The 25,268-nt window shown below is 36.4% G+C and carries 21 protein-coding genes and 1 other RNA gene; 15 read left to right on the top strand and 7 right to left on the bottom strand.

What is annotated here, in order from left to right; translation table 11 throughout:
- Positions 1 to 156 precede the first annotated feature (156 nt).
- From CRS_RS15420 to rpoN, 7 genes are all read left to right on the top strand, one after another.
- On the top strand, positions 157 to 801 hold the full coding sequence (locus CRS_RS15420) for an LA_2272 family surface repeat-containing protein (protein WP_142724908.1): 645 nt from the start codon (positions 157 to 159) through the stop codon (positions 799 to 801).
- Complete coding sequence (locus CRS_RS15415) at positions 798 to 1,028, top strand: hypothetical protein (RefSeq protein WP_142724907.1); 231 nt, start codon at positions 798 to 800, stop codon at positions 1,026 to 1,028. Before CRS_RS15420 ends, CRS_RS15415 begins: the two co-directional genes overlap by 4 nt.
- Before the next feature lie 38 nt (positions 1,029 to 1,066).
- Positions 1,067 to 2,140 (top strand): acyl-CoA desaturase, encoded by a 1,074-nt coding sequence (locus tag CRS_RS15410; RefSeq protein ID WP_142724906.1) that lies wholly within the window; start codon positions 1,067 to 1,069, stop codon positions 2,138 to 2,140.
- A 24-nt stretch (positions 2,141 to 2,164) separates the two neighbouring features.
- Entirely contained in the window at positions 2,165 to 2,806 is a 642-nt protein-coding gene (locus tag CRS_RS15405) for a hypothetical protein (protein WP_142724905.1), read from the top strand.
- Between the two features lie 138 nt (positions 2,807 to 2,944).
- On the top strand, positions 2,945 to 4,681 hold the full coding sequence (locus CRS_RS15400; protein ID WP_142724904.1) for a helix-turn-helix domain-containing protein: 1,737 nt from the start codon (positions 2,945 to 2,947) through the stop codon (positions 4,679 to 4,681).
- Between the two features lie 768 nt (positions 4,682 to 5,449).
- Positions 5,450 to 6,898 carry an asparagine--tRNA ligase gene (gene asnS, locus CRS_RS15395; protein ID WP_142724903.1) on the top strand — a complete coding sequence of 483 codons (1,449 nt, stop codon included), beginning with the start codon at positions 5,450 to 5,452 and terminating at the stop codon, positions 6,896 to 6,898.
- A 160-nt stretch (positions 6,899 to 7,058) separates the two neighbouring features.
- Positions 7,059 to 8,522, top strand: a complete 1,464-nt coding sequence (gene rpoN / locus CRS_RS15390; RefSeq protein WP_002976989.1) for an RNA polymerase factor sigma-54 — start codon at positions 7,059 to 7,061, stop codon at positions 8,520 to 8,522.
- Positions 8,523 to 8,624: 102 nt separating this feature from the next.
- On the opposite strand, the gene CRS_RS15385 is transcribed toward rpoN, so the two are convergent.
- From CRS_RS15385 to CRS_RS15375, 3 genes are read right to left on the bottom strand one after another with little or no spacing between them, the layout of a single operon-like run.
- Positions 8,625 to 10,250 carry an AMP-binding protein gene (locus CRS_RS15385; protein WP_142724902.1) on the bottom strand — a complete coding sequence of 542 codons (1,626 nt, stop codon included), beginning with the start codon at positions 10,248 to 10,250 and terminating at the stop codon, positions 8,625 to 8,627.
- Positions 10,251 to 10,308: 58 nt separating this feature from the next.
- The gene (locus CRS_RS15380; protein WP_142724901.1) at positions 10,309 to 10,983 is read right to left on the bottom strand and encodes a beta-carotene 15,15'-monooxygenase; all 675 of its coding nucleotides are present in this window, start codon (positions 10,981 to 10,983) and stop codon (positions 10,309 to 10,311) included.
- Positions 10,976 to 11,467 carry an RNA polymerase sigma factor gene (locus CRS_RS15375; RefSeq protein ID WP_142724900.1) on the bottom strand — a complete coding sequence of 164 codons (492 nt, stop codon included), beginning with the start codon at positions 11,465 to 11,467 and terminating at the stop codon, positions 10,976 to 10,978. The genes CRS_RS15380 and CRS_RS15375 overlap by 8 nt, the downstream gene beginning before the upstream one ends.
- A gap of 187 nt (positions 11,468 to 11,654) precedes the next feature.
- Here CRS_RS15375 and rnpB point away from each other — a divergent pair.
- Positions 11,655 to 11,979: RNase P RNA component class A (gene rnpB, locus CRS_RS15370), an RNA gene on the top strand.
- A gap of 98 nt (positions 11,980 to 12,077) precedes the next feature.
- Here rnpB and CRS_RS15365 read toward each other — a convergent pair.
- Positions 12,078 to 12,947: a polyphosphate kinase 2 family protein gene (locus tag CRS_RS15365; RefSeq protein ID WP_142724899.1), complete on the bottom strand. Its 870-nt coding sequence runs from the start codon at positions 12,945 to 12,947 to the stop codon at positions 12,078 to 12,080.
- Between the two features lie 298 nt (positions 12,948 to 13,245).
- A complete protein-coding gene (locus CRS_RS15360; protein WP_002977002.1) occupies positions 13,246 to 13,710 on the bottom strand; it encodes a DUF1573 domain-containing protein in 465 nt (154 codons plus the stop codon).
- 128 nt (positions 13,711 to 13,838) lie between these two features.
- Here CRS_RS15360 and CRS_RS15355 point away from each other — a divergent pair, with 128 nt between their 5' ends.
- The 6 genes from CRS_RS15355 (at position 13,839) to CRS_RS15330 (ending at position 20,358) form a co-directional block, all read left to right on the top strand.
- Positions 13,839 to 16,454 carry a valine--tRNA ligase gene (locus CRS_RS15355; protein ID WP_142724898.1) on the top strand — a complete coding sequence of 872 codons (2,616 nt, stop codon included), beginning with the start codon at positions 13,839 to 13,841 and terminating at the stop codon, positions 16,452 to 16,454.
- An 87-nt stretch (positions 16,455 to 16,541) separates the two neighbouring features.
- The gene (locus CRS_RS15350; protein WP_142724897.1) at positions 16,542 to 17,177 is read left to right on the top strand and encodes a DUF4241 domain-containing protein; all 636 of its coding nucleotides are present in this window, start codon (positions 16,542 to 16,544) and stop codon (positions 17,175 to 17,177) included.
- Positions 17,178 to 17,244: 67 nt separating this feature from the next.
- Positions 17,245 to 18,135 carry a ribokinase gene (locus tag CRS_RS15345; RefSeq protein WP_142724896.1) on the top strand — a complete coding sequence of 297 codons (891 nt, stop codon included), beginning with the start codon at positions 17,245 to 17,247 and terminating at the stop codon, positions 18,133 to 18,135.
- Between the two features lie 89 nt (positions 18,136 to 18,224).
- The gene (locus tag CRS_RS15340) at positions 18,225 to 19,070 is read left to right on the top strand and encodes an alpha/beta fold hydrolase (protein WP_142724895.1); all 846 of its coding nucleotides are present in this window, start codon (positions 18,225 to 18,227) and stop codon (positions 19,068 to 19,070) included.
- Positions 19,067 to 19,711 (top strand): HD domain-containing protein, encoded by a 645-nt coding sequence (locus CRS_RS15335; RefSeq protein WP_142724894.1) that lies wholly within the window; start codon positions 19,067 to 19,069, stop codon positions 19,709 to 19,711. Before CRS_RS15340 ends, CRS_RS15335 begins: the two co-directional genes overlap by 4 nt.
- A gap of 53 nt (positions 19,712 to 19,764) precedes the next feature.
- Positions 19,765 to 20,358 carry a hypothetical protein gene (locus CRS_RS15330; RefSeq protein ID WP_142724893.1) on the top strand — a complete coding sequence of 198 codons (594 nt, stop codon included), beginning with the start codon at positions 19,765 to 19,767 and terminating at the stop codon, positions 20,356 to 20,358.
- A 38-nt stretch (positions 20,359 to 20,396) separates the two neighbouring features.
- Here CRS_RS15330 and CRS_RS15325 read toward each other — a convergent pair whose 3' ends face one another.
- Positions 20,397 to 20,627, bottom strand: a complete 231-nt coding sequence (locus tag CRS_RS15325) for a hypothetical protein (RefSeq protein ID WP_142724892.1) — start codon at positions 20,625 to 20,627, stop codon at positions 20,397 to 20,399.
- A 134-nt stretch (positions 20,628 to 20,761) separates the two neighbouring features.
- Positions 20,762 to 21,652, bottom strand: a complete 891-nt coding sequence (locus tag CRS_RS15320; RefSeq protein ID WP_142724891.1) for a DUF72 domain-containing protein — start codon at positions 21,650 to 21,652, stop codon at positions 20,762 to 20,764.
- A 349-nt stretch (positions 21,653 to 22,001) separates the two neighbouring features.
- Between CRS_RS15320 and CRS_RS15315 the strand changes: the two genes are divergently transcribed.
- Entirely contained in the window at positions 22,002 to 25,187 is a 3,186-nt protein-coding gene (locus CRS_RS15315) for a TonB-dependent receptor (protein WP_142724890.1), read from the top strand.
- Positions 25,188 to 25,268 lie beyond the last annotated feature (81 nt).

The raw sequence follows: 25,268 nt of genomic DNA, 5'->3' as shown, positions 1-25,268 counted from the left end.
TTCCCGCTTCCGGCACCATGATGTGAAAAAAAATCATTGTCATTATTTATACTTTTTGTGATTTTCGCAAACAGTATATTTTTTTTTATTTTTTTTCACATTCGGAACCTTGGTTTCTGCCGATAATTTTGAACTGTAATTTTAAAATAATGAGTTATGAAAACACGGATTTTAGTAATAGCAGTTTTTTTAGTCCATAGTCTGATATACGCATCAGACAGTCTGAAGGTAGATTCTTTGAAGCCAAGATTAATTGCAGCTTCGCCCTCAAAGCATGTTCGGAATGTCAACGGGATTTTATTTAAATATTTTGATGAGGAAGACCATTTTAAGCCTAAGAAAGTAAACGGATTAGGAATGGGATTTAATTTTATAGGGATTTTCCTTCCACCACTGATGCTTGTCACCCTCCAGCCGGGTAATTGGAATCTTAGTGATTATGTAATTGTTCCCCGTAAGAAAATGAATACGATTAACGGGCTGCAATTATCCATCATCAATATGGAGCCTACATTAACCAATGGTTTGGAAATCAATATTTCCAGTAATGTCAATACCTATGCTATCACGAACGGGATCTCTGTTTCTCCGTTTTTTAATCTGCACCATGAGATAAAAGGAGTTTCTGTAGCACCTTTTGCCAATATTGGCCAAAAGTGTAGAGGAGTTCAGATCGGATTGTATAATAAATGTGAGAATTTCAGAGGAGTACAAATCGGGATGTGGAATGAGAATGGAAAGAGAAAGCTTCCTCTCATCAACTGGAATTTTAAAAAACAGAAAACAAATAAGGAACTATGAGAAAGTTTGTTGCAATCATTACCATATTTCTTTGTGGCTTTCTGAAAGCCCAGTTTGAAGAAATCAAAGAGAAAGAATGGCTGGTCTTTCTTCTCAGTACAAGAATTGAGGGAACTTCAATGGATAATAAGGCATTTCTCTCAATAGGAACAAAACTTACTGATGGTGATAAGAATTACTACAGTTTAAGAGGGTATTTCCCACTAAAGGATTTCGCTACGGTATAGGAATTAACCTTGTTTTTTAAATAATTAACACAATAATTATGAAACCAAAAATCAGATTTAAAAAAGCAACCTCTCCTTTCTATTCGGAATTACGTGAAGAGGTCAATATATTACTGACAGATGAAATCACTAAAAAGGCAGAAAGATTGATGATCATCAAATTCTTATTGTATTCTCTGACCTTCTTGTTTTTATATACCAATCTTTTTAATCCGTTTATAGAAGATAAGAACTGGCTGGTAACCTTGAATTATATTGCTTTAGGGCTTGCCGGAATATTGCTCGCTTTTAACTGCGCCCATGATTGCGTTCATAATACCTTTTCAAAGTATAAAAAACTCAACAGGATCATTTACTACATTACATTTAATCTGCAGGGAGTGAATGCGAGGTTGTGGAGAAAAAGACATATAGCGTCTCATCATGTATTTCCTAATGTGGATGGCTGTGATGCTGATATCGATGATAATATTTTTTTAAGGCTGTCTGCCCATCATCCTAAAAGGAGTATCCATGCTTATCAGCATTTGTATGCTACGGTGCTGTATTGCTTTTATACACTGCACTGGATTGTTATCAAGGATTTTATATATGTCAGGAAAAAAGATTTGGCTAATCTCAGAAATCAGAAACATACAATAATCTCTGTGGCTGAAGTTATCCTGTTGAAATTAGCTTACTTCGTTTATATGCTGGTTGTTCCTGCTGTTTTTACCCCTATTCCGGTACTGACGATACTAGTATCCTTTATTATCATGCACTTAACGATTTCATTATTCTTTGTTTTGACTTTGATTATTTCTCATCTGAGCCTTGAAACGGATTTTCCCGAACCGGATGATGAAGGATATCTGCCTTATGACTATTACGAACATCAGTTAGCCGTATCGTTGGATTATCACCCGACCAGTATGTTTGCGAACTGGATTTTCGGAGGATTCAATTCTCATGCAGCGCATCATCTGTTTCCTGGTCTGCCACATACTGTTTATACCCTTATTACTCCGGCTATCAAAAAAGCGGCCGCCAGAAACAGCTTTCCTTATCATGAGAAAAGTATTGTTAATGCTGTGGTTTCACACTATCAGTATCTTAAAAAATTAAGTAAATAATTATAACCATAATATAATAAAACCATGAAAAATTATAAATTGATCTTGTTTTTACTGATGATGTCAGTCCGTATTTTTTCACAAAATGCAGTGAATGATACATTGAAAACCAATATTGAAGAGCCTTTCGACTATAAAAAATATTATGACTGTGATTTTGGAGAAGGAAATGTTTTGATTATCATTAAAAAAGGAAAAGAATTTACGGACCTTAAAGATTTAAGAAAATCTGGAAAAGGTTTTGCCGTTAAAATGGAAGCCATATACAGCATGGAATTTGCAGATGGCCAGAGATATGAATCAAGTGTGGTGAAAACTATTACACAGGATAGTATTTCGATCACGAATTTTTTCAATGAGAATGCAGCGAAGCTGGCAGGAAAGCCTTTTAAGTTAATTACTTATCCTCTTTCATCTTTGAAATATATTCGTTTTATTAATGATCGGATGTTGTCTCTGTATAATAGAAAAAATATTCAGAAGGATTTTGATCTTATTGTGAAGAAAATGGAACAGGCAAAAATGTGTCCCGCAGTTCTTCAGTTTAAAGAAAGGAATGGTGAAATGAAGGTCTGTCATTTTTATCTTACCTCTCAGGGCTATGACCTTTTGTATGAGAGCAATGGAAGAGTATATTATCTGGAAGGGAAAGTAGAATGGAAATAATATTGTAACAATATCATTTTGGCTGGCAGATCATCATGGAAGATTTTCATAAGAATATTGAATAATAACAGGAAAAAAGCAAATGCAGTGGTGCGTCTACTGAAGAAAAATAATATTTTTGTAGTATAGCTCGGATGAATGATGAAAATAAAATGTTTAATACTGTTTTTTATTATTGGAAATCTGTTTTTTCATGCACAAACCAATAATATAGAAAAAAATACTTCGGAAAAGCGGACTTATAAAGAATTGGAAAAAGAATTCTACAGTAGTCATATCGGAGATGTGAACAGTAAAAGAATTGCAGAAAGTTATCTTAAAAAGGCAAAAGCTGAAAAAAATACCACTCAGATTGCTGAGGGATATGTTATGCTTCATTTTGAAGAGACTCTGCCCAATGCATTAAAATATCTTGACAGCTTACAGAATATCACAAAGAACTCTAAAGAAAATACATATCCGGCCAGAATCTATCTTTTAAAAGGAAATCTGTATTTCAATACAGATAAACTTCAGTCTGCATTAAATAATTATATCCTGGGACTGAAATATGCTAAGGAAAAAGGAAATAAAAGGCAAATTGCTATGGCGCATATCAGTATTGCTTACCTGAATAATTATATCGGGAAGCATGCAGAGACAGCAAAAGTACTCAGACATTATGCATATGATGCCGATTATATGAACGAAGATGAGAAGAATTCTCTCAAATTAAATCTGGCTGATGCTTATATAGAGATTAATAAGATGGATTCTGCCTATATCCTCATAAAGGAAGGCTTACTGGATTCTAAAAAGAATAAGAATGTCTACCGCTATCATCAGAACCTTGGACTGTTAGGATACTTTTATTTACATTCAAAAAATTATAAGAAAGCGATTGATGGCTTATTGGAGTGTGAAAAATATTTCTTTACCAACAATAACGGAACTAAAAGAAATCATAATTATACTTTTTTATATTTAGGAAAATCCTATGCAGGGCTCAACGAAAAAGAGAAAGCAGTAGACTATTTCCGGAAGATTGATTCTATGGTTCTTAAAACCAACTATATCTATCCGGAGCTGAGAGATGTATATACTTATCTTATTGATTATTATAAAGAAAACGGGGATAAGGAAAAACAACTGTATTATGTAGATCGTTTTTTAAAAGTTGATCAGGTGCTCGATACCCAGTTCAGGTATATTTCCAGAGAACTTCCTAGAAGATATGATACTCCGGAACTTCAGCAGGAAAAAGAAAGCATTACCAATGAGCTTACCAAAAGAAAAAGTCTTTTTTATATTGTCTTAAGTCTTTTGTTGATATCCCATTTATTATTTATCAACGTTTATTTTAAATACAAAAAATCCGAGAAGAACTATAAGAAGATTGCCCAGGACCTTATCCTGTCTGTTAACGAAAACAAGGTGGGGAAAAACAGGGAGGTTGAGGCCCGAGAAATTCTTCATGACATTCCTGGGTCAGAAAATACAGAAGGTTCTGAGGACAGAACATCCAGAACCATTTCTGAAGATGTAGCCCAGACCATCTTAAAAGAGCTTGAAATATTTGAAAACAAAGATCAGTTTTTGAATAAAGGAATTACACTGGGAAGTCTTGCCAAAAAAATAAAAACAAACTCAAAATACCTGTCGGAAATTATCAATACCTATAAAGGGAAAAACTTTGCTACCTATCTTAATGATCTTCGTATTGATTATGCCATCAACAGATTGGCTAATGACAAAAAATTCAGGTCTTATAAAATTCCTTTTATCGCTGAAGAATTAGGATATAATAATGAACAGGCCTTCACTTTGGCTTTCAAAAAGCGAACCGGAACCCCTCTTTCTATCTATCTGAAAGAAATTGAAAACATGCTGGAGTGATTTTTTTAATTTATTGATTTTCATTTATTTGTATTTATAAATTCATGATTTTAAATATATAGATTTATGAATCTATATACCATTCACTTGCCTCGTTGCTCCTCTTTTCTGCATCTTTGCTTCAAGGTAAAAACGCAACATTTTTTGTATGTGCACAATACAAAATATCAGTTCTGAACAATAGGTTGATTAAAAATAAAATTCGGAACTGCAGTAACAAAATTATTAACGAGGCTGATAAAAATGAGAAATAAAATCAGCGCAAAAAAACAAAGATGTAGTAATGAATCAATTGTTCATAAGTTAGAGATGTAAAGAATAGTGATCATTTAAAAAATCATGAAACAAGTAAACAAAATCCGTGAATCCTTCATAATGTTTAAAAGTAGTATAGTATAGTCTAAAAATGGATGTAAGACCCGGTGGTTGGCCATAAGTTATCGCTTAAAAACTAATAACCATTTCAATACATTAAAACTAATTCCATGAAAACTCAGAGTAAAATGAAAGTTTTATTCTTTCTAAAAGTGGTAGCGAGTGGTGTTCACTCCGGGTCAAATACGGATTTATTTTGAAATTCAGGGCAATATTGAGTGGAAATGTAACCTGAAAATGAAGAAGAACAGGCAGGAGAAAAGGTAAAATTCCTGAATCAAAAATTTAAATGTTTGTTAAATGATTTTTAAAGACGGCGCAATCATCAAGTTGCGCTGTTTTTTTGTAACTTTGCAGACATTAATTTTTACACAAAAAATTTATCATCAACAAATGAAAAAGCAAACGATCAAAGAAATCCTGAAGGATTACAAGAAAGTATTACATCATGACATTACAGTTTACGGATGGGTAAGATCATTCCGTGCTAATCGCTTTATTGCACTTAATGATGGTTCTACGATTAATAATTTGCAGATAGTTGTTGATTTCGAAAATTTTGATGAAACGATCATCAAGAATATCAGTACAGCTTCATCCCTTAAAGTAGTAGGTGAAGTGGTGGAGAGCCAGGGTGCAGGACAGTCTGTGGAAATTATTGCTAAAAAGATCATTATTTTAGGGGATAACTTTACGGAAGAACTTCAGAGTACAATTCTTCAGCCGAAGAAACACAGCCTTGAAAAACTTCGTGAGCAGGCGCATTTAAGATTCAGAACAAACCTTTTCGGGGCAGTTTTCAGAGTGCGTCACGCAGTAAGTTTTGCTGTTCATTCATTCTTTAACCAGAACCAGTTTTTCTATATCAATACACCGGTTATTACAGGTGCTGATGCGGAAGGGGCAGGCGAAATGTTTGGGGTAACCAACTTTGACCTGAACAATATGCCAAGAACAGAAGAAGGAGAGATCGATTTTGCGCAGGATTTCTTCGGCAGAAAAACAAACCTTACCGTTTCCGGACAGTTGGAAGGAGAGACTGCAGCTATGGGATTGGGAAGAATTTATACTTTCGGACCGACTTTCCGTGCTGAAAATTCCAACACGACAAGACACCTTGCTGAATTCTGGATGATAGAACCGGAAGTGGCTTTCAATAATCTTGAAGACAATATCGACCTTGCGGAAGATTTCTTAAAGTATGTAATCCAGTACGTATTGGATAACTGTAAAGATGACCTTGAATTCTTAGACAAACGTTTTGAAGAAGAACAAAAATCAAAACCTGAAAAAGAAAGAGCAAAAGAAGGTCTTATCGAAAAGCTTCAGAACGTAGTGGCAAAACGTTTCAAGCGTGTAAGCTACACAGAAGCGATTGAAATTTTATTAAATTCTAAAGAGAATAAAAAAGGAAAATTTGCTTACCCGGTTGAAAAATGGGGAACTGACCTTCAGTCTGAGCATGAAAGATACCTTGTTGAGAAACACTTTGAAAGCCCGGTAGTATTATTTGACTATCCAAAGGAAATCAAAGCTTTCTACATGAAACTTAACGATGACAATAAAACCGTTGCAGCCATGGATGTTCTCTTCCCAGGTATTGGTGAAATCATCGGTGGATCAGAGAGAGAAGCAAGATTAGATGTTTTAAAACAGAAAATGACGGATATGCACGTAGATGAGCACGAACTTTGGTGGTATCTTGATACCAGAAAATTCGGTTCTGTACCGCATGCCGGCTTTGGTTTAGGATTAGAAAGATTAGTTCTTTTCGTAACGGGAATGACGAATATCAGAGATGTAATCCCTTTCCCTAGAACGCCGAAAAGCGCTGAATTCTAGAACAATAAAAAAAGCCTTAATCAGAAGTTAAGGCTTTTTTTATTCTTTAATAGTTTATTATGTTAGGATAAGTAATGCAAAAATCATGCTAAATGCGTTTTTTATCAAATAAATTTATTAAATTCGTAGAATATGTTATGTTAAAACGCAAATAAAGAATATGCTTAAACAACACTTACAACTCAAATTAGGACAGAAGCTGGCCCCTCAGCAGATCCAGTTGATGAAGCTTATTCAGCTTCATACTCTTGAATTTGAAGAGGAGTTGGAGAGAGAGTTAGAAGAAAACCCAGCTTTGGAAATTGCGAAAGAAGATTCTAAGGAAGATGATTACTCTTCCCTTGAAGACGCTTATCAGGATGAGGGTACAGAAAGCATTGAAACAGATTTCGACGTCAATGAATATATCTATGACGATGAACCCAGCTATAAAACCGCATCCAGCAACTACTCTCCGGATGATGAGGAATTTGATAACGAGAGTCTTTTAACGGAAGGACAGTCCTTATATGATTATCTTACAGAACAGATTCATCTGGTGAATATCAGTGATGAAGATCTGAAGATTGCAGAATATCTTATCGGGAATTTAGATACGGACGGCTATCTGAGAAGAGAGATCAAATCTATTGTTGATGATCTGGCTTTCTCACAGGGAATTTACACCACCAAAGAAAGAGTGGAGGATATCCTGGAAAATTATGTTCAGAAACTTGATCCGCCAGGAGTGGGAGCAAGAGGACTGCAGGAATGTCTGTTATTACAGATTGAAAAGAAAGTGAGTTCTGACAAAGCGGTTTCTTTGGCTGCCAACATCCTGAGACATCAGTTTGAAGCTTTAACCAATAAGCACTATAATAAGATCATTCAGAAATATGATATTGAAGAAGATGATCTGAAAGATGCACTGGATGAAATATCAAAACTATCTCCTAAAGTAGGAGGAAATTTTGATACACAGACGATTACAATCAATCAGGAAATTATTCCGGATTTTGTGATTCAGGTGAAAGACGGTCAGGTAATCCCTATGCTGAACAGTAAAAATGCACCTACTTTAAGGGTTTCTGAAGAATACAAAGACATTCTGACAACGTATTCCCATGATAAAAATTCATCAGAGCATAAGCAAGCCGCTTTGTTTATCAAGCAGAAACTAGATGCTGCAAAATGGTATATCGATGCTATTAATCAGCGTCAGAATACTTTATTGCAGACGATTACAGCCATTGTGAAATTTCAGAAAGATTATTTCATCACTGGAGATGAAAAATCTCTGAAACCAATGATCTTGAAGGATGTTGCTGACATTACAGGATTTGATATCTCTACGATTTCAAGGGTAGTAAAAAGTAAATATGCAGATACACCTAACGGTATTGTATATCTTAAAGACCTGTTCTCGGATAGCTTAACGAATGATGATGGGGAAGAAGTTTCCACCAAAGAAATCAAAACTCATCTTCAGGAAGTGATTGATAAAGAAAATAAGAGAAAACCGCTTACCGATGATGCGTTAGTGGTCATTCTGAAAGAACAGGGATATAATATAGCAAGAAGAACGATTGCAAAGTATCGTGAACAGCTCAATATTCCGGTAGCAAGGTTAAGAAAAGAACTTTAAAATAAAAAAACAAAAAGCATTTCAATCTGAAATGCTTTTTGTTTTTTATAATAGATGAAGCAATGGCTCTTTGCCATTTTACAATTTAGCTTTTCTGCCAAATTAATTTTGTCTTACATTTTCAAGTCCAAGTTCTCGCATCGAAATCTCCCGCATCTCCACTTTTCTTATTTTTCCGGAAATAGTCATTGGGAATTCATCTACAAATTTCCAGTATTTCGGAACTTTATAATGGGCTATTCTGTCTTTGCAGTATTCCTGAAGTTCTTCCGCGGTGATGGTAAATCCTTTTCTTACCTTCACCCAGGCCATTACTTCTTCCCCGAATTTTTCACTGGGAACTCCAATGATCTGAACATCCAGGATATTGGTATAGGTGTATAAGAAATCTTCAATTTCTTTTGGAGAAATATTTTCTCCGCCACGGATGATGAGGTCTTTTATTCTGCCGGAAATAGTGATATAACCGTCTTTATCCATTACGGCCATATCTCCGGTATGCATCCATCGGGCATCATCCAGCACCTTCCTGGTATTTACAGGATCATTCCAGTATTTCAGCATGACAGAATATCCCCTTGTGCAAAGCTCGCCATGTTCCCCGCGTTTTAATGTTCTTCCGTTTTCATCAATAATTTTTATTTCAAGATGATCCTGAACTGTTCCTACAGTGCTGACCTGTTTATCCAGCGGTGTTCCAATTAAAGTCTGGGTAGATACAGGTGATGTTTCCGTCATGCCGTAGCAGATGCTCATTTCTTTTATATTCATCAGGCTTTCCACTTTCTTCATGATTTCCGGAGGACATACAGAACCTGCCATAACACCGGTCCTTAAGCTTGAAAAATCATAGGTTTCAAAATCTTTTACGGCCAGTTCAGCAATAAACATAGTCGGTACACCATATAAAGAAGTACATTTCTCTTCCGAAACGGCTTTTAAAGTAATCTCCGGATCAAAACTGTCATTAGGGATGACCATACAGGCGCCATGAGCAGTACAGCATATATTTCCGATTACCATGCCGAAGCAATGATAAAAAGGTACGGGAATACAGACACGGTCTTTTTCAGAATATTTTAATCGGATACCTATAAAATAGCCGTTATTGAGGATATTATGGTGAGAAAGCGTAACGCCTTTCGGGAAACCCGTAGTTCCGGAAGTATACTGGATGTTAACAGGATCATCAAACTGTACGTGCTCTTCAAAGCTGTGAAGGACTTCATCTGAAATTTCCTGTCCGTTATTGACAAAATCTTCCCAGTTTTCATCGAAGAATATTTCGTGTTCCAGGGTTGGGCATACTTCTTTTGCATACTCAACCATTTCTTTGTAATTGCTGGTTTTAAAATTTAAGGAAGAGAAAATAAAGCGAACTTCGGATTGATTAAGTACATAGGTTAATTCATGAGTTCTGTACGCCGGATTGATATTCACTAAAATAGTTCCTATCCTCGCAGTAGCGTACTGCAAAAGTACCCATTCATAACGGTTGGAAGACCAGATCCCGATTCTGTCACCTGCTTTAGCTCCCAAAAACAATAACGCTTTTGCAACAGCGGTTGTCTGATTATAAAATTCCTGGTAAGTAGCTCTGTAATTCTGATGAACGCAGACTAAAGCTTCCTGATGAGGGTATTTTTCGACAGTACTTTTAAGATTAGCTCCGATGGTCTGTCCTAATAATGGAACCTCAGAAGTTCCATACACATAAGATAAGGGCATAGTTTAAGATTTGGTGGAATAAAATTAATAATTATATCCCGAATTATGCCTATGGATATTAATTTTCCTGAGAATCTATTTCTTTAAGCTGTTTTAGATTTTTATCAAGCTTTTTGATAATCGTGCCATATACCAGTCTGTAGTAAAGCCAGATCATAGAGACTGCGAGCAATGTGCTTACAGCAATTCCAACAATAATAATGGTAAGATTGGAGCTGCTGGGCTGTATATTCTGGGAATTCAATATATAAAATATAAAAGCAATCAGTACAAAAGTGAATATTAAAAGTAATACAATGCTGATCAGGATAAAAGCATTGACGGTGGTTTTGAATTTAATGATCCTGGTGATAAGTCCTTTCAGGTTTTCTTCGATCTTTATTTTCCGGTAATTCTGATAAAATTTCAATACAAAATAGGCTGTGATTAACAGGCTTAAGACTTTTATAGCCAGATAAACATGACCGAAATTATTTTCTGCTTCGGGAGCTTCCTGAGCTCCTAATCTTTCAAGCATCTTACGGAAACTGTCTGACTCTTCTTCCGGGAAAAAGTAGAACAGTCCCAATACTGAAAAGAACAGTAATTCTACAACACTGATCCAGAAAATATATTTCACATAGTTGCGTGACTTTCTGTTCAACATCTGAAGAATTTCACTGTTGTCATATTTAGGCTGAACAGGCTGTTCCTGCCACGTTTTCTTAAAGCTGTCTAAATCAAATTCAGGCATATTTTTCCATCTGTTCTTTAAGGGTTTTCTTTAATCTGTTCATTTTCACGCGTGCATTGACTTCAGTGATTCCGAGGTTTTCTGCAATATCCTTGTATGGCAGATCGTCAAGATACATCATGACAATGGCTCTTTCTACATTAGGAAGAGTCTTGATTACAGTATACAAAAGTGATACCTGCTGCTGTTTTTCATCGTCATCTTCCACAAAATCCCTGTGGTTGATGTCCAGCTCATTTGTAGGAAGGCTTTTGCTTTTTTTTCTAAAGAGGGTAATGGCTGTATTGAGCGCTACACGGTACATCCATGTGGAAATTTTGGAATTTCCTTTAAAAGAATCATAACTTCTCCAGAGCTGTAACACGATTTCCTGGAAAAGATCCTCCTCATCTTCCAGAGAATTGGTATACAGGCGCGATACTTTGATAATCAGTCCCTGATTATCCTTAATAAGCTGCGCAAATTCTTTTTCTCTGGAATTCATAGATATATAATGGCACGAAGATAATAATAAACTGGTAATTAGGGAAAATTATCATGTAAAATAGTAAACAGGCAAAAAAGTAAAAGAGAAATATTATAAATGAGGATCATTTATACAGAACCAAAAACCATTGGGGTGTTTAGCTGTTTTATCTTTTTACCACAAAATTTGTGTACCTTTGCCTCCGCGAGAAAATCGGCCTGTTGATTTCCCGTTTAGCGGGAGGTAGGAAAGTCCGGACACCACAGAGCAGCAAAGCGGATAACATCCGTCACCCGTGAGGGTAGGACAAGTGCAACAGAAAGCAGGTACAGTTCGGCTGTAGTGAAACCAGGTAAACTCTTTGCGGTGCAATGGTAAGTATATCGGTTCTTTTCAGCAATGAAAATAGGGGCGGCTCGTCCTGAAAACCGAGGGGTAATCAGCTCAAGTGCTGCAGCAATGTAGCACGCAGATAAATAACAGGCACTTCTTCAGAAGTACAGAATCCGGCTTATAGATTTTCTCGTGATTTTTTTTAAAAGCTGAAAGTTAGAAGCTGGAAGAGTGAAGTTTTCTAAACGTAATGATTTAAATCTCCATCTTCATGCTTCCTTCTTACAGCCCAATTTTATTCGCTCTCCAATTGTTTTTTGGAATCCTGTAATTCCTGCCTGTCTTTATCGGAAAGGATAGGGTATTTAAGATTCATTTTTTCCAGCGTATCAATAATGATCTGGATAGCAGCTACTCTTGCAAACCACTTGTTGTCAGCTGGAAGAACATACCATGGAGCATGCTCTTTTGATGTTTCGTTAATAGCTGTTTCATAGGCTTCCATATACTGATCGAATAATGCTCTTTCCGGAAGATCTCCTGCAGAGAATTTCCAGTTTTTTTCCTGTTCATCAATTCGATCCAAGAGCCTTTTTTTCTGTTCATCTTTAGATACGTTTAAAAAGATTTTTACAACTGTGGTTCCGTTCTGTGAAAGGTGTTTTTCAAAATTCCGGATGCTTTCATATCTGTTTTCCCAAAATTTGGCATCGAAATCTTTTACGGAAGACCATGTTTTTTCACTCAGATTATATTCAGGATGCACTTTGCATACAAGAACGCTTTCATAATGGGAACGGTTGAAAATTCCTATCATTCCTTTTTGTGGAAGAGCCAGATAATGCCTCCATAGAAAATCATGGGAATATTCTTTGGAACTGGGTGTCTTAAAACTGGTTACATTACATCCCTGGGGATTCACTCCTCCGAAAACATGTTCTATCATGCTGTCTTTCCCTGCGGCATCCATAGCCTGTAATACAACCAACAGAGACTGGCTCCCGTCGGCATATAACTTTTCCTGCAGTTCACGGAGCTTTTCTTTCTCCTGAATCAGCATCTGCTCTCCTTCTTCTTTAGTGAGCTTTCCTTTATAGGAAGTTGAAGCTTTTTTTATTGAAAATTTTCCGTTTATCTTGAAGTCATCTGAGAAATTGGTGTCCATATATTTAAGATTAAAAAATTAAAAAGTTAAAAAGTTAAAAAGTTAAAAAGTTAAAAAGTTAAAAAGTTAAAAAGTTAAAAAGTTAAAAAGATTTTGATATTAAAATTCAATAGGGAGGGCTTTAGCCCATCCATTTAAAGGTAAATCCCGGGGCTTCAGCCAAAACCTAAATAATATATTTGATCAATGTCAATACATTTACTGCAGACTATTACCTATCATCTGCAACCTAATCCAACATAAATGTAATAAAAAAACCGCCTCAATAGAGACGGTTTCTTTATTTTTTGAGTAGAGCTTACTTTGCAGCAGCCTTTTTAGCAAGTTTTGCAGCTTTTTTCTCAGCTTTAGCAGCTTCTTTCTGCTCAGCAGGAGTCAATACTTTTGGCTCAGGAGCGTTAGCATCTACGTTACCTTTGATGTAGATTACACTTCTGTTGTTTGCAGGGTCATTAGAGAAAACTTCAATCATTTTGTTGAAAGGTCCAGGGATTGCTGTGTTATACCCAACCTTAATCTTAGCAGATTTACCCGGCATGATCGGATCCTGACTGAATTCAGGAGTCGTACATCCACAAGAAGGCTTTACATTTGAAAGGATCAAAGGCTTATCACCTGAATTCGTTACTGTAAAGAATCTTGTACCATCAGCATTAGGCTTGATCGTTCCGTAATCGAAAGTTGTTTTATCAAATGTAATTGTTTGTGCAGATGCCAGAGCAAATGTCCCGAATAGTGCAATTCCTGCAATTAGTTTTTTCATATTCTTGAATGTTAATATGTTTGTTAGATAAATTTTGTGAAACAAAGTTAAAAATTATTTTAATTCATGCTTAAAAATTTTTTTCTTTAGACTATTTTTGCAAATTGCAAGCCAAAGAAATAGAATTTATGCAGATTTCAGAAAAGTACAATCCACAGGAAACAGAACAGAAATGGTACAATTACTGGCTGGAAAATAAATTTTTCCACTCAGAGCCTAATGACAAACCACCATATACCGTGGTCATTCCTCCGCCAAACGTAACGGGGATATTACACATGGGGCATATGTTGAATAATACCCTTCAGGATGTTCTGGTCCGCCGTGCAAGAATGCGCGGATTTAATGCTTGTTGGATTCCGGGAACAGATCATGCTTCCATTGCTACCGAAGCTAAAGTTGTTGCTAAACTGAAATCTGAAGGAGTCAGTAAATCAGATATTACCCGTGAAGAGTTTTTAACTCATGCCTGGGACTGGACCAATAAATATGGCGGAACCATTCTTGAGCAGCTCAAAAAATTAGGATGTTCATGTGACTGGGACAGAACCAGATTCACTATGGAAGATAAACTTTCGCAACAGGTTATCAAAAGCTTTGTAGACCTTTATAATAAAGGGCTGATCTACAGAGGTTACAGGATGGTCAACTGGGATCCGGAAGCGAAAACCAATATTTCTGATGAGGAGGTAATATTTAAAGAGCAAAACGGGAAATTATATTTCCTTAAATATAAGATTGAAGGTTCAGAAGAGTTTCTTTCAGTGGCGACTACACGTCCCGAAACTATTTTTGGAGATACAGCGGTATGCATCAATCCTAACGATGAAAGATATGCCCATCTGAAAGGTAAAAACGTAATTGTACCGATTGTTGACAGAGTAATCCCGATTATCGAGGATGAATATGTTGATATTGAATTCGGAACAGGAGCGTTGAAAATTACTCCTGCCCATGATATCAATGATTACGAGATCGGACAGAAACATCAGCTGAAAATGATTGATGCTCTTGACGATGATGGAAATCTTAATGAGCATGGATTACATTATGCAGGGAAAAACAGATTTGAAGTAAGAAAACAGATCGCTAAAGAACTTGAAGAAAAAGATCTTTTGCTTAAGGCTGAAGATTATGTAAATAAAGTAGGAACTTCTGAGAGAACAGGGGCTGTTATTGAGCCCAAAGTTTCAGTACAGTGGTTCCTTAAAATGGCTGAAATTGCCAAGCCGGCTTTGGATGTTGTAATGGATGATGAAGTAAAGTTCTATCCGGAGAAGTTTAAGAACACCTATAAGCACTGGATGGAAAATATCCGTGACTGGAATATTTCGCGTCAGCTTTGGTGGGGACAGCAGATTCCTGCGTATTACTATGGAGAAGGGGATGAAGATTTTGTAGTAGCAGAAACCAAAGAAGAGGCTTTAGAACTGGCGAAGCAAAAAACTGGAAATGCAGGTTTAACATTAGAAAACCTTAGACAGGATGACGATGCATTAGATACATGGTTCTCATCATGGCTGTGGCCAATGTCTGTATTTGACGGGTTACTGGATCCAGAAAATAAAGATATTAATTATTATTATCCTACTTCTGATCTTGTAACCGGACCGGATATTATTTTCTTCTGGGTAGCCAGAATGATTATGGCAGGGCTGGAATACAGAAAAGAAGTACCGTTCAAGAATGTATATTTTACAGGGATTGTAAGAGATAAGCAGAGAAGAAAGATGTCAAAATCTCTTGGAAACTCTCCGGATCCTCTTGAATTAATGGATAAATATGGTGCTGATGGTGTACGTGTAGGAATTCTATTGAGTTCTGCAGCTGGAAATGACCTTCTTTTTGATGAAGATTTAATGCTTCAGGGAAGAAATTTCATGACGAAGATCTGGAATGCTTTCCGTCTGATCAATATGTGGAATCATGAAGACAAACCAGCTGCTGCTACCGATAACCAGGCTATTGAATGGTTTGAAAATAAATTGAACAAAACAATCTTTGAAATCAATGATCAGTTTGAGAAGTTCAGAATTTCCGATGCACTGCATTTGATCTATAAATTAATTTGGGATGATTTTTGCGGTTGGTATCTTGAAGCGATTAAGCCTAACTATGGAGAAGGGGTTTCAAAAGAAGTATATAACAAAACCATCTATTTCTTTGAAGAACTGATGAAGTTGCTTCACCCGTTCATGCCTTTCTTAACTGAAGAATTGTGGCAAACCATCTCAGAAAGGAAGATTGATGAAGCTTTGGTGATTGCTCAGCAGAAAGAGGTGGGACAGTTTGATGAAAATATTATTAAAAATTTTGAAACTGCTGCGGAATTGATTTCAGGGGTTAGAAATTACCGTCAGACAAAAGGAATTTCACCAAGAGAAGCTGCTGAGATTTATACCAATGCTTCTGAGTTTGCCAATGAAGCAGTGGTAAGAAAGCTGGCTAATGTTTCTGAAATCCACTTCGGACAGAAAACAGATAAGCCAAGCTTTACCTTCCTGGTAGGAGCAACTGAAGTTTCTATTCCTTTAAGTGAAAACTTAGATTTAGGAGAGGAAAAAGCTAAGACTGAAGAAGAACTGAAATACCTGAAAGGATTCCTGGTTTCAGTGGAAAAGAAGCTTTCCAATGAAAAATTTGTGGCGAATGCAAAACCGGAAATCGTAGAGGTAGAGCGTCAAAAACAGAAAGATGCCTTAGATAAGATTGCGATCCTTGAAGAGAAACTGAAAAGTTTGTAAAATATAGACAATAAATTTGTCAGAAATCTCAGGCTGGATACACATAATGAATTGTATCCAGCCTGATGGTTTAAAGAATAAATAAAAATGACACATATAGAAAACATAAAAAAGCTATTCTCGAAAGACTTTGTAGAAAGTCCGTTGCTGGAAAGTTTTGAAGTAGGGAAGATTTATCTTTCCAGTGGAAAGCTGGTTGCCTGCGATCCGTTGATCACCAATGATATGCTTCCTTTCACTACAGAATTCCCCAAAGGAGACTTTTCTGTAATGCTGCACAAAGAACGGGAAAGTAACTGCGTGGCCTATGCAGAGATCATATTCAGTAATTCTGAAGTTAAAGAGTGGAAACTGGCAACCACGTCAGGGCAGAAAATAAAAGATCTGGAGGAAGGGGAAGTTTTTGGATATCCTGTAGAAAGTGGAATGGGATGTTTTATGGATGTTGATACCCAAAACAGTCTCAATGAACTTGAACAGAGATTGTATCAGAATAAAGGAGGTGATTTTATGGGAATCTACGAAGAATTTTTTCATGATTACTTCTTTGATGAAAACGGAGCCATAGATCAGTATGCCTTTCTGAAACCTGCAAAGGAACACCCGGGGACGATCTTTGCTTTTGAAACAGGATATGGAGAAGGATTTTATGCCAGTTATATAGCTTATAACAAAGATCAGCAGCCGGTAAAAATAATTACTGAATTTATAGAAATAAGTTAAATTAAAATTAGTTATTTTAGAGACTTAATTTTATCAGGTATAAACTTTAAAGCTAATACAAAACACAATGAATTTCTCGTCAGAACAGCCCCGTATTATTGTTGTGGGCAGCTCATCCATAGATCTGGTTCTTGAAACCGAAAAACTTCCTTTGCCTAACGAAACGGTTTTGGCCGTTAAGTCAGACAGTTATTTTGGTGGTAAAGGAGCTAATCAGGCGGTAGGAACCTCCAGATTAGGAGCTAGTGTATACTTCATCGGATGTGTAGGGATGGATCCTCTTGGCCAGCAGATCATGAGAAATCTGGTGAGTGAAAATGTGAATGTAGGTTTTGTTCATGAAACCGATAAGGAGGCTACGGGGACAGCGTATGTGACAACTTCTCACGGAAGTGCTGCTATCGTTGTGGTACCTGCAGCCAATAAATATCTTCGTAAATCGCATATAGACGAAGCAGACAAATATTTTCATACTACAGATCTTGTGCTGGTACAGCTGGAGGTTTCTATGGAAGTCGTAGAGCATACCGTGAAAAAAGCCAAACAGTACGGAAAAAAAGTAGGATTGTATGCTTCTCCTGCCATGAGAGTAAGTGAAGATATTTTGGGAAAAGTTGATTTTATCGTGGCTAAAAGCAACGAATTATATATTATTTTCGGAGAAGAAAAAAGAGAAGAAGTCCTTAAAAAATATTTCAATAAGGTTTTTGTAAGGGATGATACCAATTCTACCATTTATTTTGACGGTACTGAGATGAAATATTATAGAAATGATAAGGATGAAACCGTTTATAAAATGGGGATGGGGGATGCCTTTACTTCAGGATTTGCCATAGCACTTTGTCATGGAAACTCTATTGAGGAATGTGTGAAATTCGGAAATGAAGTTTCCTCAAGAGTTTCAGGAGGCAAAGGTTCGCAGACAGGGCTTCCACGAATTTCAGATTTCTTTTCTTAAAGCTATTTACGACATATCAAAAGTCTGAAACTTAACATAAAAATATAAGTAAAATGTCCACTTTTATAGTGGATTTTTTCTTTTATACTATGGAAAAACTAATATTGACCACAGAAGACCAGGTTGCCCTGACAGTCCATTTGTTTAAACCCGAAAAAGATAATGGGAAGCTATTGCTTATCAATTCTGCAACAGGTGTAAAGCAGCAGGTGTATTTTTCCTTTGCAACTTACTTTTCAGAGCAAGGATTTACGGTAATTACTTATGATTACAGAGGAATAGGACTGTCCAAACCAAAAAGTATGAGAGGATTCCATGGCTCAATGAGACTATGGGGTTCAAAAGATTATAAAGCTATAACACAATATATCAAGGCCAACTTTAATGATTTAAAAAAATACTGCTTAGGCCATTCTGTAGGAGCATTAATTCTGGGAATGAATGAGGATTCTGAAATGTTTGAAGAATTGGTGTTTGTAGGAACACAAAATGCTTTTGTCGGAAACCTTAAAGGAATAACAAAAGTTGAAGCGTATTTAGGTTTTGGAATTGCCCAGCCCTTAACTACTTCACTGTTAGGGTATTTTCCCGCACATTGGTTTGGATTGGGAGAAAGTCTGCCAAAAAATTGCGCATATGACTGGAGAACCTTAATTTTAAACAAGAAATCAACCAACAGACTGTTGGAGAAAATTGATAACTTTTCAGGGAATCTGACACAGAAAGTATTTGTAATCCGTGCTGAAGACGACATATGGCTGACAGAAAAAGGAGTATTAAGCTTGTTGAATAATACCTATCCCAATCTTAAACCTACTTACAGGCTGGTTGCCGTTTCTGAATCTGATAAAAAGGAAATAGGGCATATCAATTTTTTCAGAAGCTACAACAGTAAACTCTGGGATATTATTTTAAATGAACTGACAGATAAATGAAAAGTACGATTGATAACACCGTAGCATTTGTAAAAGAAAAATTAGAGGGAGCAGAAGCCGGACATGACTGGTTCCATATTGAGAGAGTTTGGAAACTGGCTGCTCAAATTGCAGAAACAGAGGATTGTGACAAAGAGGTAGTAGAGTTATCTGCACTTCTTCATGATATTGCAGATCCTAAATTTCATAATGGTGATGAAACCATTGCTCCCCAGATATCCAGAACATTTCTTGAAGAGCAGAATGTTCCCGAAGAGACCATACAGAAGGTTTTGTTTGTAATTGAGAATATTTCATTTAAAAACAGAGACCAGGCCCCAACCAATCCACCTATTGAGCTTCAGATTGTACAGGATGCCGACCGCATTGATGCGATAGGAGCTATTGGAATTGCCAGAACATTCAATTTCGGAGGCTTTAAGAATAATCTGATGTATCATCCGGATATAAAGCCAAAACTTGGAATGTCAAAAGAAGAATATAAAAAATCGAATGGGACAACCATTAATCATTTCTATGAAAAACTATTGCTTCTGAAAGATATGATGAACACCGAAAAAGGAAAGAAAATGGCCGAAGAAAGACATGATTATATGCTGAATTTCCTCGACCAGTTTTATAAAGAATGGAATGTGGACTAGAAAATTGTCCACCGTTATAGATAAAATATAGAGAAGAAGTATCTTTGCAGAATATGACACTCATTATTTTTATAATATTCCTTGCTTCTGTTGTTTCTTTGATCCTGTTTAAGGTTACGTCAGGAAGGATGGCAAAGTGGGCGAAGCTGTTTCGGGTTGTGACAGTGGTTTTTTCAATTTCTGTGTTTACCTATTGGTTTATCAAGAAAAGTGCAGTGGCATTTGTAGATAATTCTGTGGGGCTGCAAGTGATCAATAAGCTTCCTCAAACGCTGGATTTTTATCTCATTAATGTCAATAAAAATGATAAAACCTCAACTCTTGAACCCAAGCATATCGGGAAAATACGTCCTGAATATTACAGGATAGAATATCTGAAAATGGATAAGTCTGATGAATACTGGATTGTAGGATATCTTGGAAAGAAGAATCTCGTATATTTTTCTCAGCATTCCGTACCGAATAAAAATATTGACCAGATTGTAGAAGTACAGAATTATATCAACCAAAGTATGAAGCTTTCTGAAGCAGCCAAAAAACAGGTTGATTCCTATAATTATGAGAATACAAAGCTAGGGATATGGATTACACTGGATTTCCTGCTTCTGTTTCTTAATCTGGTATTGCTTATGAGAAAAAATAAATAAAAAAGGTAATGAGTATAAAAAGCTCATTACCTTTTTTATTAAGGATAATCCAGAATCTGCATAATCCGTTCTTTAAATTCTTCGGGGCATGATTTGATAAGTTTATCCTTATTCTGTTTACTGATTTCTTTAGGCTCTAGCCATTCAGACTTATTGGAATTCAGACTGTGGTTGTCGTATACTCTTTTTATGGTGTGGTTTTCATAAAAAACATATTCATCACCAAGCCAGTTATTGGCAATACTGATTGTACAAATTTCCTTTTCCATGATTTATGTTTTAAAATATAATGTTTAGTGAAATACACTATACTCTAATTTACGATTTTTTTTGTTACGAAAAGGAATTTTCAGCTATTTTTAAAGAAAATAAATAAAGCTGTTTAATGTTTTGTTTCTGTCATTCAGAACAGCGTTCCTGTACTTTCTGTTGCCATTTGGGGAACATGTATATCAGTATTCCATTCTTCGTTTATTTTCTTTATAAAATAGGCAGATAATAAAGGTGAGGCTTTTTCAATATTCTGGTGTACAAAAAAGTAAAGATTCTGAAGACCTTCTTTTTTCCATTTTGTGAGGTGTTTCAACCAATCATCCAGCCTTTCATAATCACTTTCTGCATTTGCACCTACATAACGTATGAATGCATTTGGAGTAGTAAGACGCATATGAAGCATATCTCTTCTTCCTGCAGTATCTACGATAATGTTGGTAATATTATAGGCTTCAAAAAGTTCACATGTTGTATTAAGAATTTCCTCGTCGGTAAACCATTCTGTATTTCGGAGTTCTATAGCTAATGGGACTTCTTTAGGCCATTCTTTTACAAACTTTTCCAGTCTGTCATAATCTTTAGGTTTAAAATTATCATGAAGCTGAAGAAAAGCCATTCCCAGCTTTTCATCAAAATTGATCACGGCGGAAGCAAAATGAGTCACCGGATCTGTCACATCAATTAATCTTCTGAAATGAGAAACGGTATTGGTGATCTTTGGAAAGAATTTAAAGTTTTCAGGAGTTTTCTCTTTCCATGTTTTTACCTGGTCAGGAGTGGGCATTCCATAGAAAGTAGCATTGAGTTCTATAGAATTAAACTGAGTCGCGTAATACGTCAACTCATCTTTGGTTCCTTTAGGATAAAATCCTTTAAGGTCAGTCTTATTCCATTTAGCACATCCAATAGAAATATTTTCCAATCCCTTTTTATTAAGAGCCAGAATCTCCTTTGTTCTGGGATGGTCTTTAGGTAATGTGAAATTTATTTTAGAAGGGTCTTCTACTTGTCCGAATTTCATATCTGTAGTTTTGGTATTAAACAATAAACACAAATATAAACCAAAAATCCCAGAGCATTTCATGATTTTCAGGGAAAGTAACTGATGGATAAATTGGTTGGTTTCAGAATGACTTTGAGGAAATATATTCTTTTCCGGATGCTCTTCATAAGAGAGTATATGCTTGTAAAGTCTTGTAAACAGAAGATTCTTTATTTTCTGTAGAAAATTTCGTGAGGATGATACTATCTTCTTATTAAGTTTTTTTTAAGGAAATATTAAACATTCTGTTACGTAATGTTAATTTTATGTTACCACACTTCATATTTAGGAGATCTAATTTTACACCAAGTTTATAGCGAATAAAAATATGAAGAAAAAAATCATCTGTGCTTTTGCCCTGTTATCTTTTGGGTTTGCATTTTCACAGGAAACCAGCTCTAAAATTTTTGGAAGATTAAAGGGAATTTCTTCCGAAGTTACGGTAAAGGTAGTGCATATTCCTACCAACAGTACCTTTGAAACGAAAAGTAACAGCAAAGGGCAGTTCAGCTTAGATAATCTTCAGCCTGGAGGTCCTTATAAAATTGAAATATCAGATGGGGCACAGGTTATTTATGAGAACCCGAACCTGCAGCTTTCCTTGGGAAATAATGATCTGCCCGTAGTAGAAATAGGAAATAAAGAAAAAACAATTGACGAGGTGAAAATTACCTCCAAAAAAACGACTGCAAAATATGGGGTAGGAATCAGCCAGGCTCAGATTTCCGGGCTGCCAAATATCAATCGTGGTATCCAGGATGTCACTAAACTGGTTCCCCAGAGTGCCAACAATTCTTTCAACGGAACCAATTTCCGTTATAATAACGTAACGATTGACGGTTCTATCAATAATGATGCAATTGGTTTCAGCCCTTCATTGGGAGGACAGACAGGAACTTCCGGAATGCCCGGAAGCAGTACCCGATCCAATTCTATAAGTCTGGATGCTATTCAGGATGTGCAGGTGTATATTGCTCCTTATGATGTGAAACTGGGAAATTTCCTTGGAGGAAGTATCAATGCGGTAACCCGAAGCGGAAGCAATGATGTTACAGGTTCTGTCTATGCATATGGAAGAAATGCTGCGATAACAGGAAGAAACAGAGTGGGAGACAATTCTAAAATGCCGAAGGATTTTGAAGATTTTATCTATGGGGGAAGAGTAGGACTGCCAATTGTAAGGGATAAAGTATTCCTGTTTACCAACTTGGAATATACCAAAAGAACGGATCCTGTATTCTATAATGCCAACGATCCGGGAGCACTGGTGAACGAACAGGTAGCCCAGCAGATTTCTGATTTTGTACGCAATAAGTATGGCTTCAATGTAGGAAGCTTTAACCAGTACAATAACTTTTCAGAAAGTTCAAAGCTTTTCAATAAGCTGGATTGGAAAATTAATGACAGACATACATTGTCCATTAAAAACAATACGGTATTTTCACAGGCATCCAACCTGGAAAGAGACGGGGCCAACTTCAGATTCTCCAGCATGGATTTCGTTCAGAAAAATACAGCTTCCACTACAACACTTGAATTAAAAAGCCGCTTCAATGACCAGTGGAGCAATAATCTGGTACTGGGATATTCTTCGATTCATGATTACAGAGACCCCACTTCCGGTAACGCAATGTTTCCTCAGGTGGAAATTGCTTACAATGGCGGAACTATCCTGTTGGGAAATGACAGAGAAGCCACCGTTTTCAATATGAAACAGAAAACTTTTGAAATCACCGACAACCTTACTTATAAAAAAGGAAATCATACCTTCCTTTTGGGAACTCACAATGAGCTGTATAATATCAACTACGGTTTTGTAAATGCCCTGAACGGAAGAATTTCCTATAAAAACCTGACTGACTTTTATAATGGGACACCGGCCAGGATAAGAGGTACTTATCCTTTTAACGGAGACAGCAGACAGACACTTTTTGATAATCCTTATGCTCAATATAAAGTAAATCTCCTTTCCTTATATCTTCAGGATGAAATCAACTGGGGCAGAGTGAGACTGTCACCGGGAGTTAGAGTGGATTATACAGATTTACCGAATAAACCACAGTTGAGTCCATTGGTAACCAATTCCCCTCAGGATCCGAATTACGGAAATACCTATAACTATACTCCATTGAGCCAGCTTACTAATAACTATCTGAACAAGCCGACATTTTCTCCAAGACTTGGATTTACCATTGATCTTACAGAGAACAGATCGATGGTGTTAAGAGGTGGATCAGGTATTTTTGTGGGGAGAATTCCTTTTGCATGGCTGGGATATGCTTATTACAACGACGGAGTAGGTTTCGGAAGTTATGACTACAACGGACCAACAGCGGCACAGCTTGCTGCCAACGGAGATCCATTGAACAGTTCCAATTTCCCTAAATGGCAGAACTCTTCAAAAGTACAGGTAGACCTTATTGATAATAATTTTAAAATGCCAAGAGTATGGAGAAGCTCATTAGCTTTTGATTATACGCTGGCCGGGTACAAACTGACATTGGAAGGTATTTATACAAAGGTACTTTATGATCTGAAATTCCAGCAGGTAAACAAAACAGACAATGTTAATTATTACAGCTATGATGTGAATCATGAAATGCCAATCTATACGACAAATATCAACAGTAATTTTTCCAATGCCTATCTTTTGTCCAATACCAAAGAAGGGTACCGTTATAACCTTACTGCACAGCTTTCAAAATCATATGATTTCGGATTTAATTTTTTTGTAGCCTATACTTACGGAGATGCTAAAGATATCACCAATGGTATCAGAAACTCGATGGAAAGTAACTGGCAGATGAATCAGTCTCTTACTCCTAACGATCCGAAGCTTACAACCTCCAATTTCGCTATCAAAAACAGGGTGGTAGCCAATCTTGGATATACCTTTAACATTTCTGATATGAACAGGTTATCCACCAATGTGTATTTCAATGCCCAATCCGGAAATCCTTTTTCATGGGGGTTTGTGAACAGTACAATTGCCAATACCGGACAGGCTGCGGGGCTTGCGTATATCTTTAAAGATGCTGCAGAAGCTGCCAAATATATTGTTCCTATAAAAGATGCAGCAGGAAATGTAGTGGTAACTGCTCAGCAGCAGATCGCAGATTATGAAAGCTTTGTCAACAGTAATGACTATCTGAAATCCAGACGAGGTAAATTTACAGAGAGAAACGGCGATGTTACTCCATGGAATATTCAGGCGGATATCAGAATCATGGATGAAATCAGGCTGAGCAAGAAATCTAAGAATAATATACAGATCTCATTGAGTATCATCAATTTTACCAATCTGCTGAACAAAGATTGGGGAAAAGTATATTTTGTACCTAATACCTTCAACTCCACAGCAAGTGTAGGATTGACAAAAGTTGGGAATATAGCATCAGGACAGCCTTCTGCCGGAGATCCTACATATAATTTCAAAACACCGGGACTGCCTTATACCATTGATCAGTTTGCATCAAGGTTCCAGGCTCAGCTGGGTATCCGATATAATTTTTAATTACGCTTTTACATTTTACTTCATAATTCTTTTTCAAAGGTCCGGATTTTCTTTCCGGACCTTTTTATAAATGATAATTCA

Origin of the sequence: Chryseobacterium sp. ON_d1 (assembly GCF_006829085.1) — a bacterium.
In the GTDB taxonomy this organism is placed as follows: domain Bacteria; phylum Bacteroidota; class Bacteroidia; order Flavobacteriales; family Weeksellaceae; genus Chryseobacterium.
The sequence above is the reverse complement of the archived record's forward strand: the minus strand, read 5'-3'. Positions and strand labels throughout refer to the sequence as shown.

Coding starts and splice junctions, on each gene's coding strand:
- CRS_RS15420 (WP_142724908.1), top strand. CDS start 157: ATGAAAACACGGATTTTAGTAATAGCAGTTTTTTTAGTCCATAGTCTG.
- CRS_RS15415 (WP_142724907.1), top strand. CDS start 798: ATGAGAAAGTTTGTTGCAATCATTACCATATTTCTTTGTGGCTTTCTG.
- CRS_RS15410 (WP_142724906.1), top strand. CDS start 1,067: ATGAAACCAAAAATCAGATTTAAAAAAGCAACCTCTCCTTTCTATTCG.
- CRS_RS15405 (WP_142724905.1), top strand. CDS start 2,165: ATGAAAAATTATAAATTGATCTTGTTTTTACTGATGATGTCAGTCCGT.
- CRS_RS15400 (WP_142724904.1), top strand. CDS start 2,945: ATGATGAAAATAAAATGTTTAATACTGTTTTTTATTATTGGAAATCTG.
- asnS (WP_142724903.1), top strand. CDS start 5,450: ATGAAAAAGCAAACGATCAAAGAAATCCTGAAGGATTACAAGAAAGTA.
- rpoN (WP_002976989.1), top strand. CDS start 7,059: ATGCTTAAACAACACTTACAACTCAAATTAGGACAGAAGCTGGCCCCT.
- CRS_RS15385 (WP_142724902.1), bottom strand. CDS start 10,250: ATGCCCTTATCTTATGTGTATGGAACTTCTGAGGTTCCATTATTAGGA.
- CRS_RS15380 (WP_142724901.1), bottom strand. CDS start 10,983: ATGCCTGAATTTGATTTAGACAGCTTTAAGAAAACGTGGCAGGAACAG.
- CRS_RS15375 (WP_142724900.1), bottom strand. CDS start 11,467: ATGAATTCCAGAGAAAAAGAATTTGCGCAGCTTATTAAGGATAATCAG.
- CRS_RS15365 (WP_142724899.1), bottom strand. CDS start 12,947: ATGGACACCAATTTCTCAGATGACTTCAAGATAAACGGAAAATTTTCA.
- CRS_RS15360 (WP_002977002.1), bottom strand. CDS start 13,710: ATGAAAAAACTAATTGCAGGAATTGCACTATTCGGGACATTTGCTCTG.
- CRS_RS15355 (WP_142724898.1), top strand. CDS start 13,839: ATGCAGATTTCAGAAAAGTACAATCCACAGGAAACAGAACAGAAATGG.
- CRS_RS15350 (WP_142724897.1), top strand. CDS start 16,542: ATGACACATATAGAAAACATAAAAAAGCTATTCTCGAAAGACTTTGTA.
- CRS_RS15345 (WP_142724896.1), top strand. CDS start 17,245: ATGAATTTCTCGTCAGAACAGCCCCGTATTATTGTTGTGGGCAGCTCA.
- CRS_RS15340 (WP_142724895.1), top strand. CDS start 18,225: ATGGAAAAACTAATATTGACCACAGAAGACCAGGTTGCCCTGACAGTC.
- CRS_RS15335 (WP_142724894.1), top strand. CDS start 19,067: ATGAAAAGTACGATTGATAACACCGTAGCATTTGTAAAAGAAAAATTA.
- CRS_RS15330 (WP_142724893.1), top strand. CDS start 19,765: ATGACACTCATTATTTTTATAATATTCCTTGCTTCTGTTGTTTCTTTG.
- CRS_RS15325 (WP_142724892.1), bottom strand. CDS start 20,627: ATGGAAAAGGAAATTTGTACAATCAGTATTGCCAATAACTGGCTTGGT.
- CRS_RS15320 (WP_142724891.1), bottom strand. CDS start 21,652: ATGAAATTCGGACAAGTAGAAGACCCTTCTAAAATAAATTTCACATTA.
- CRS_RS15315 (WP_142724890.1), top strand. CDS start 22,002: ATGAAGAAAAAAATCATCTGTGCTTTTGCCCTGTTATCTTTTGGGTTT.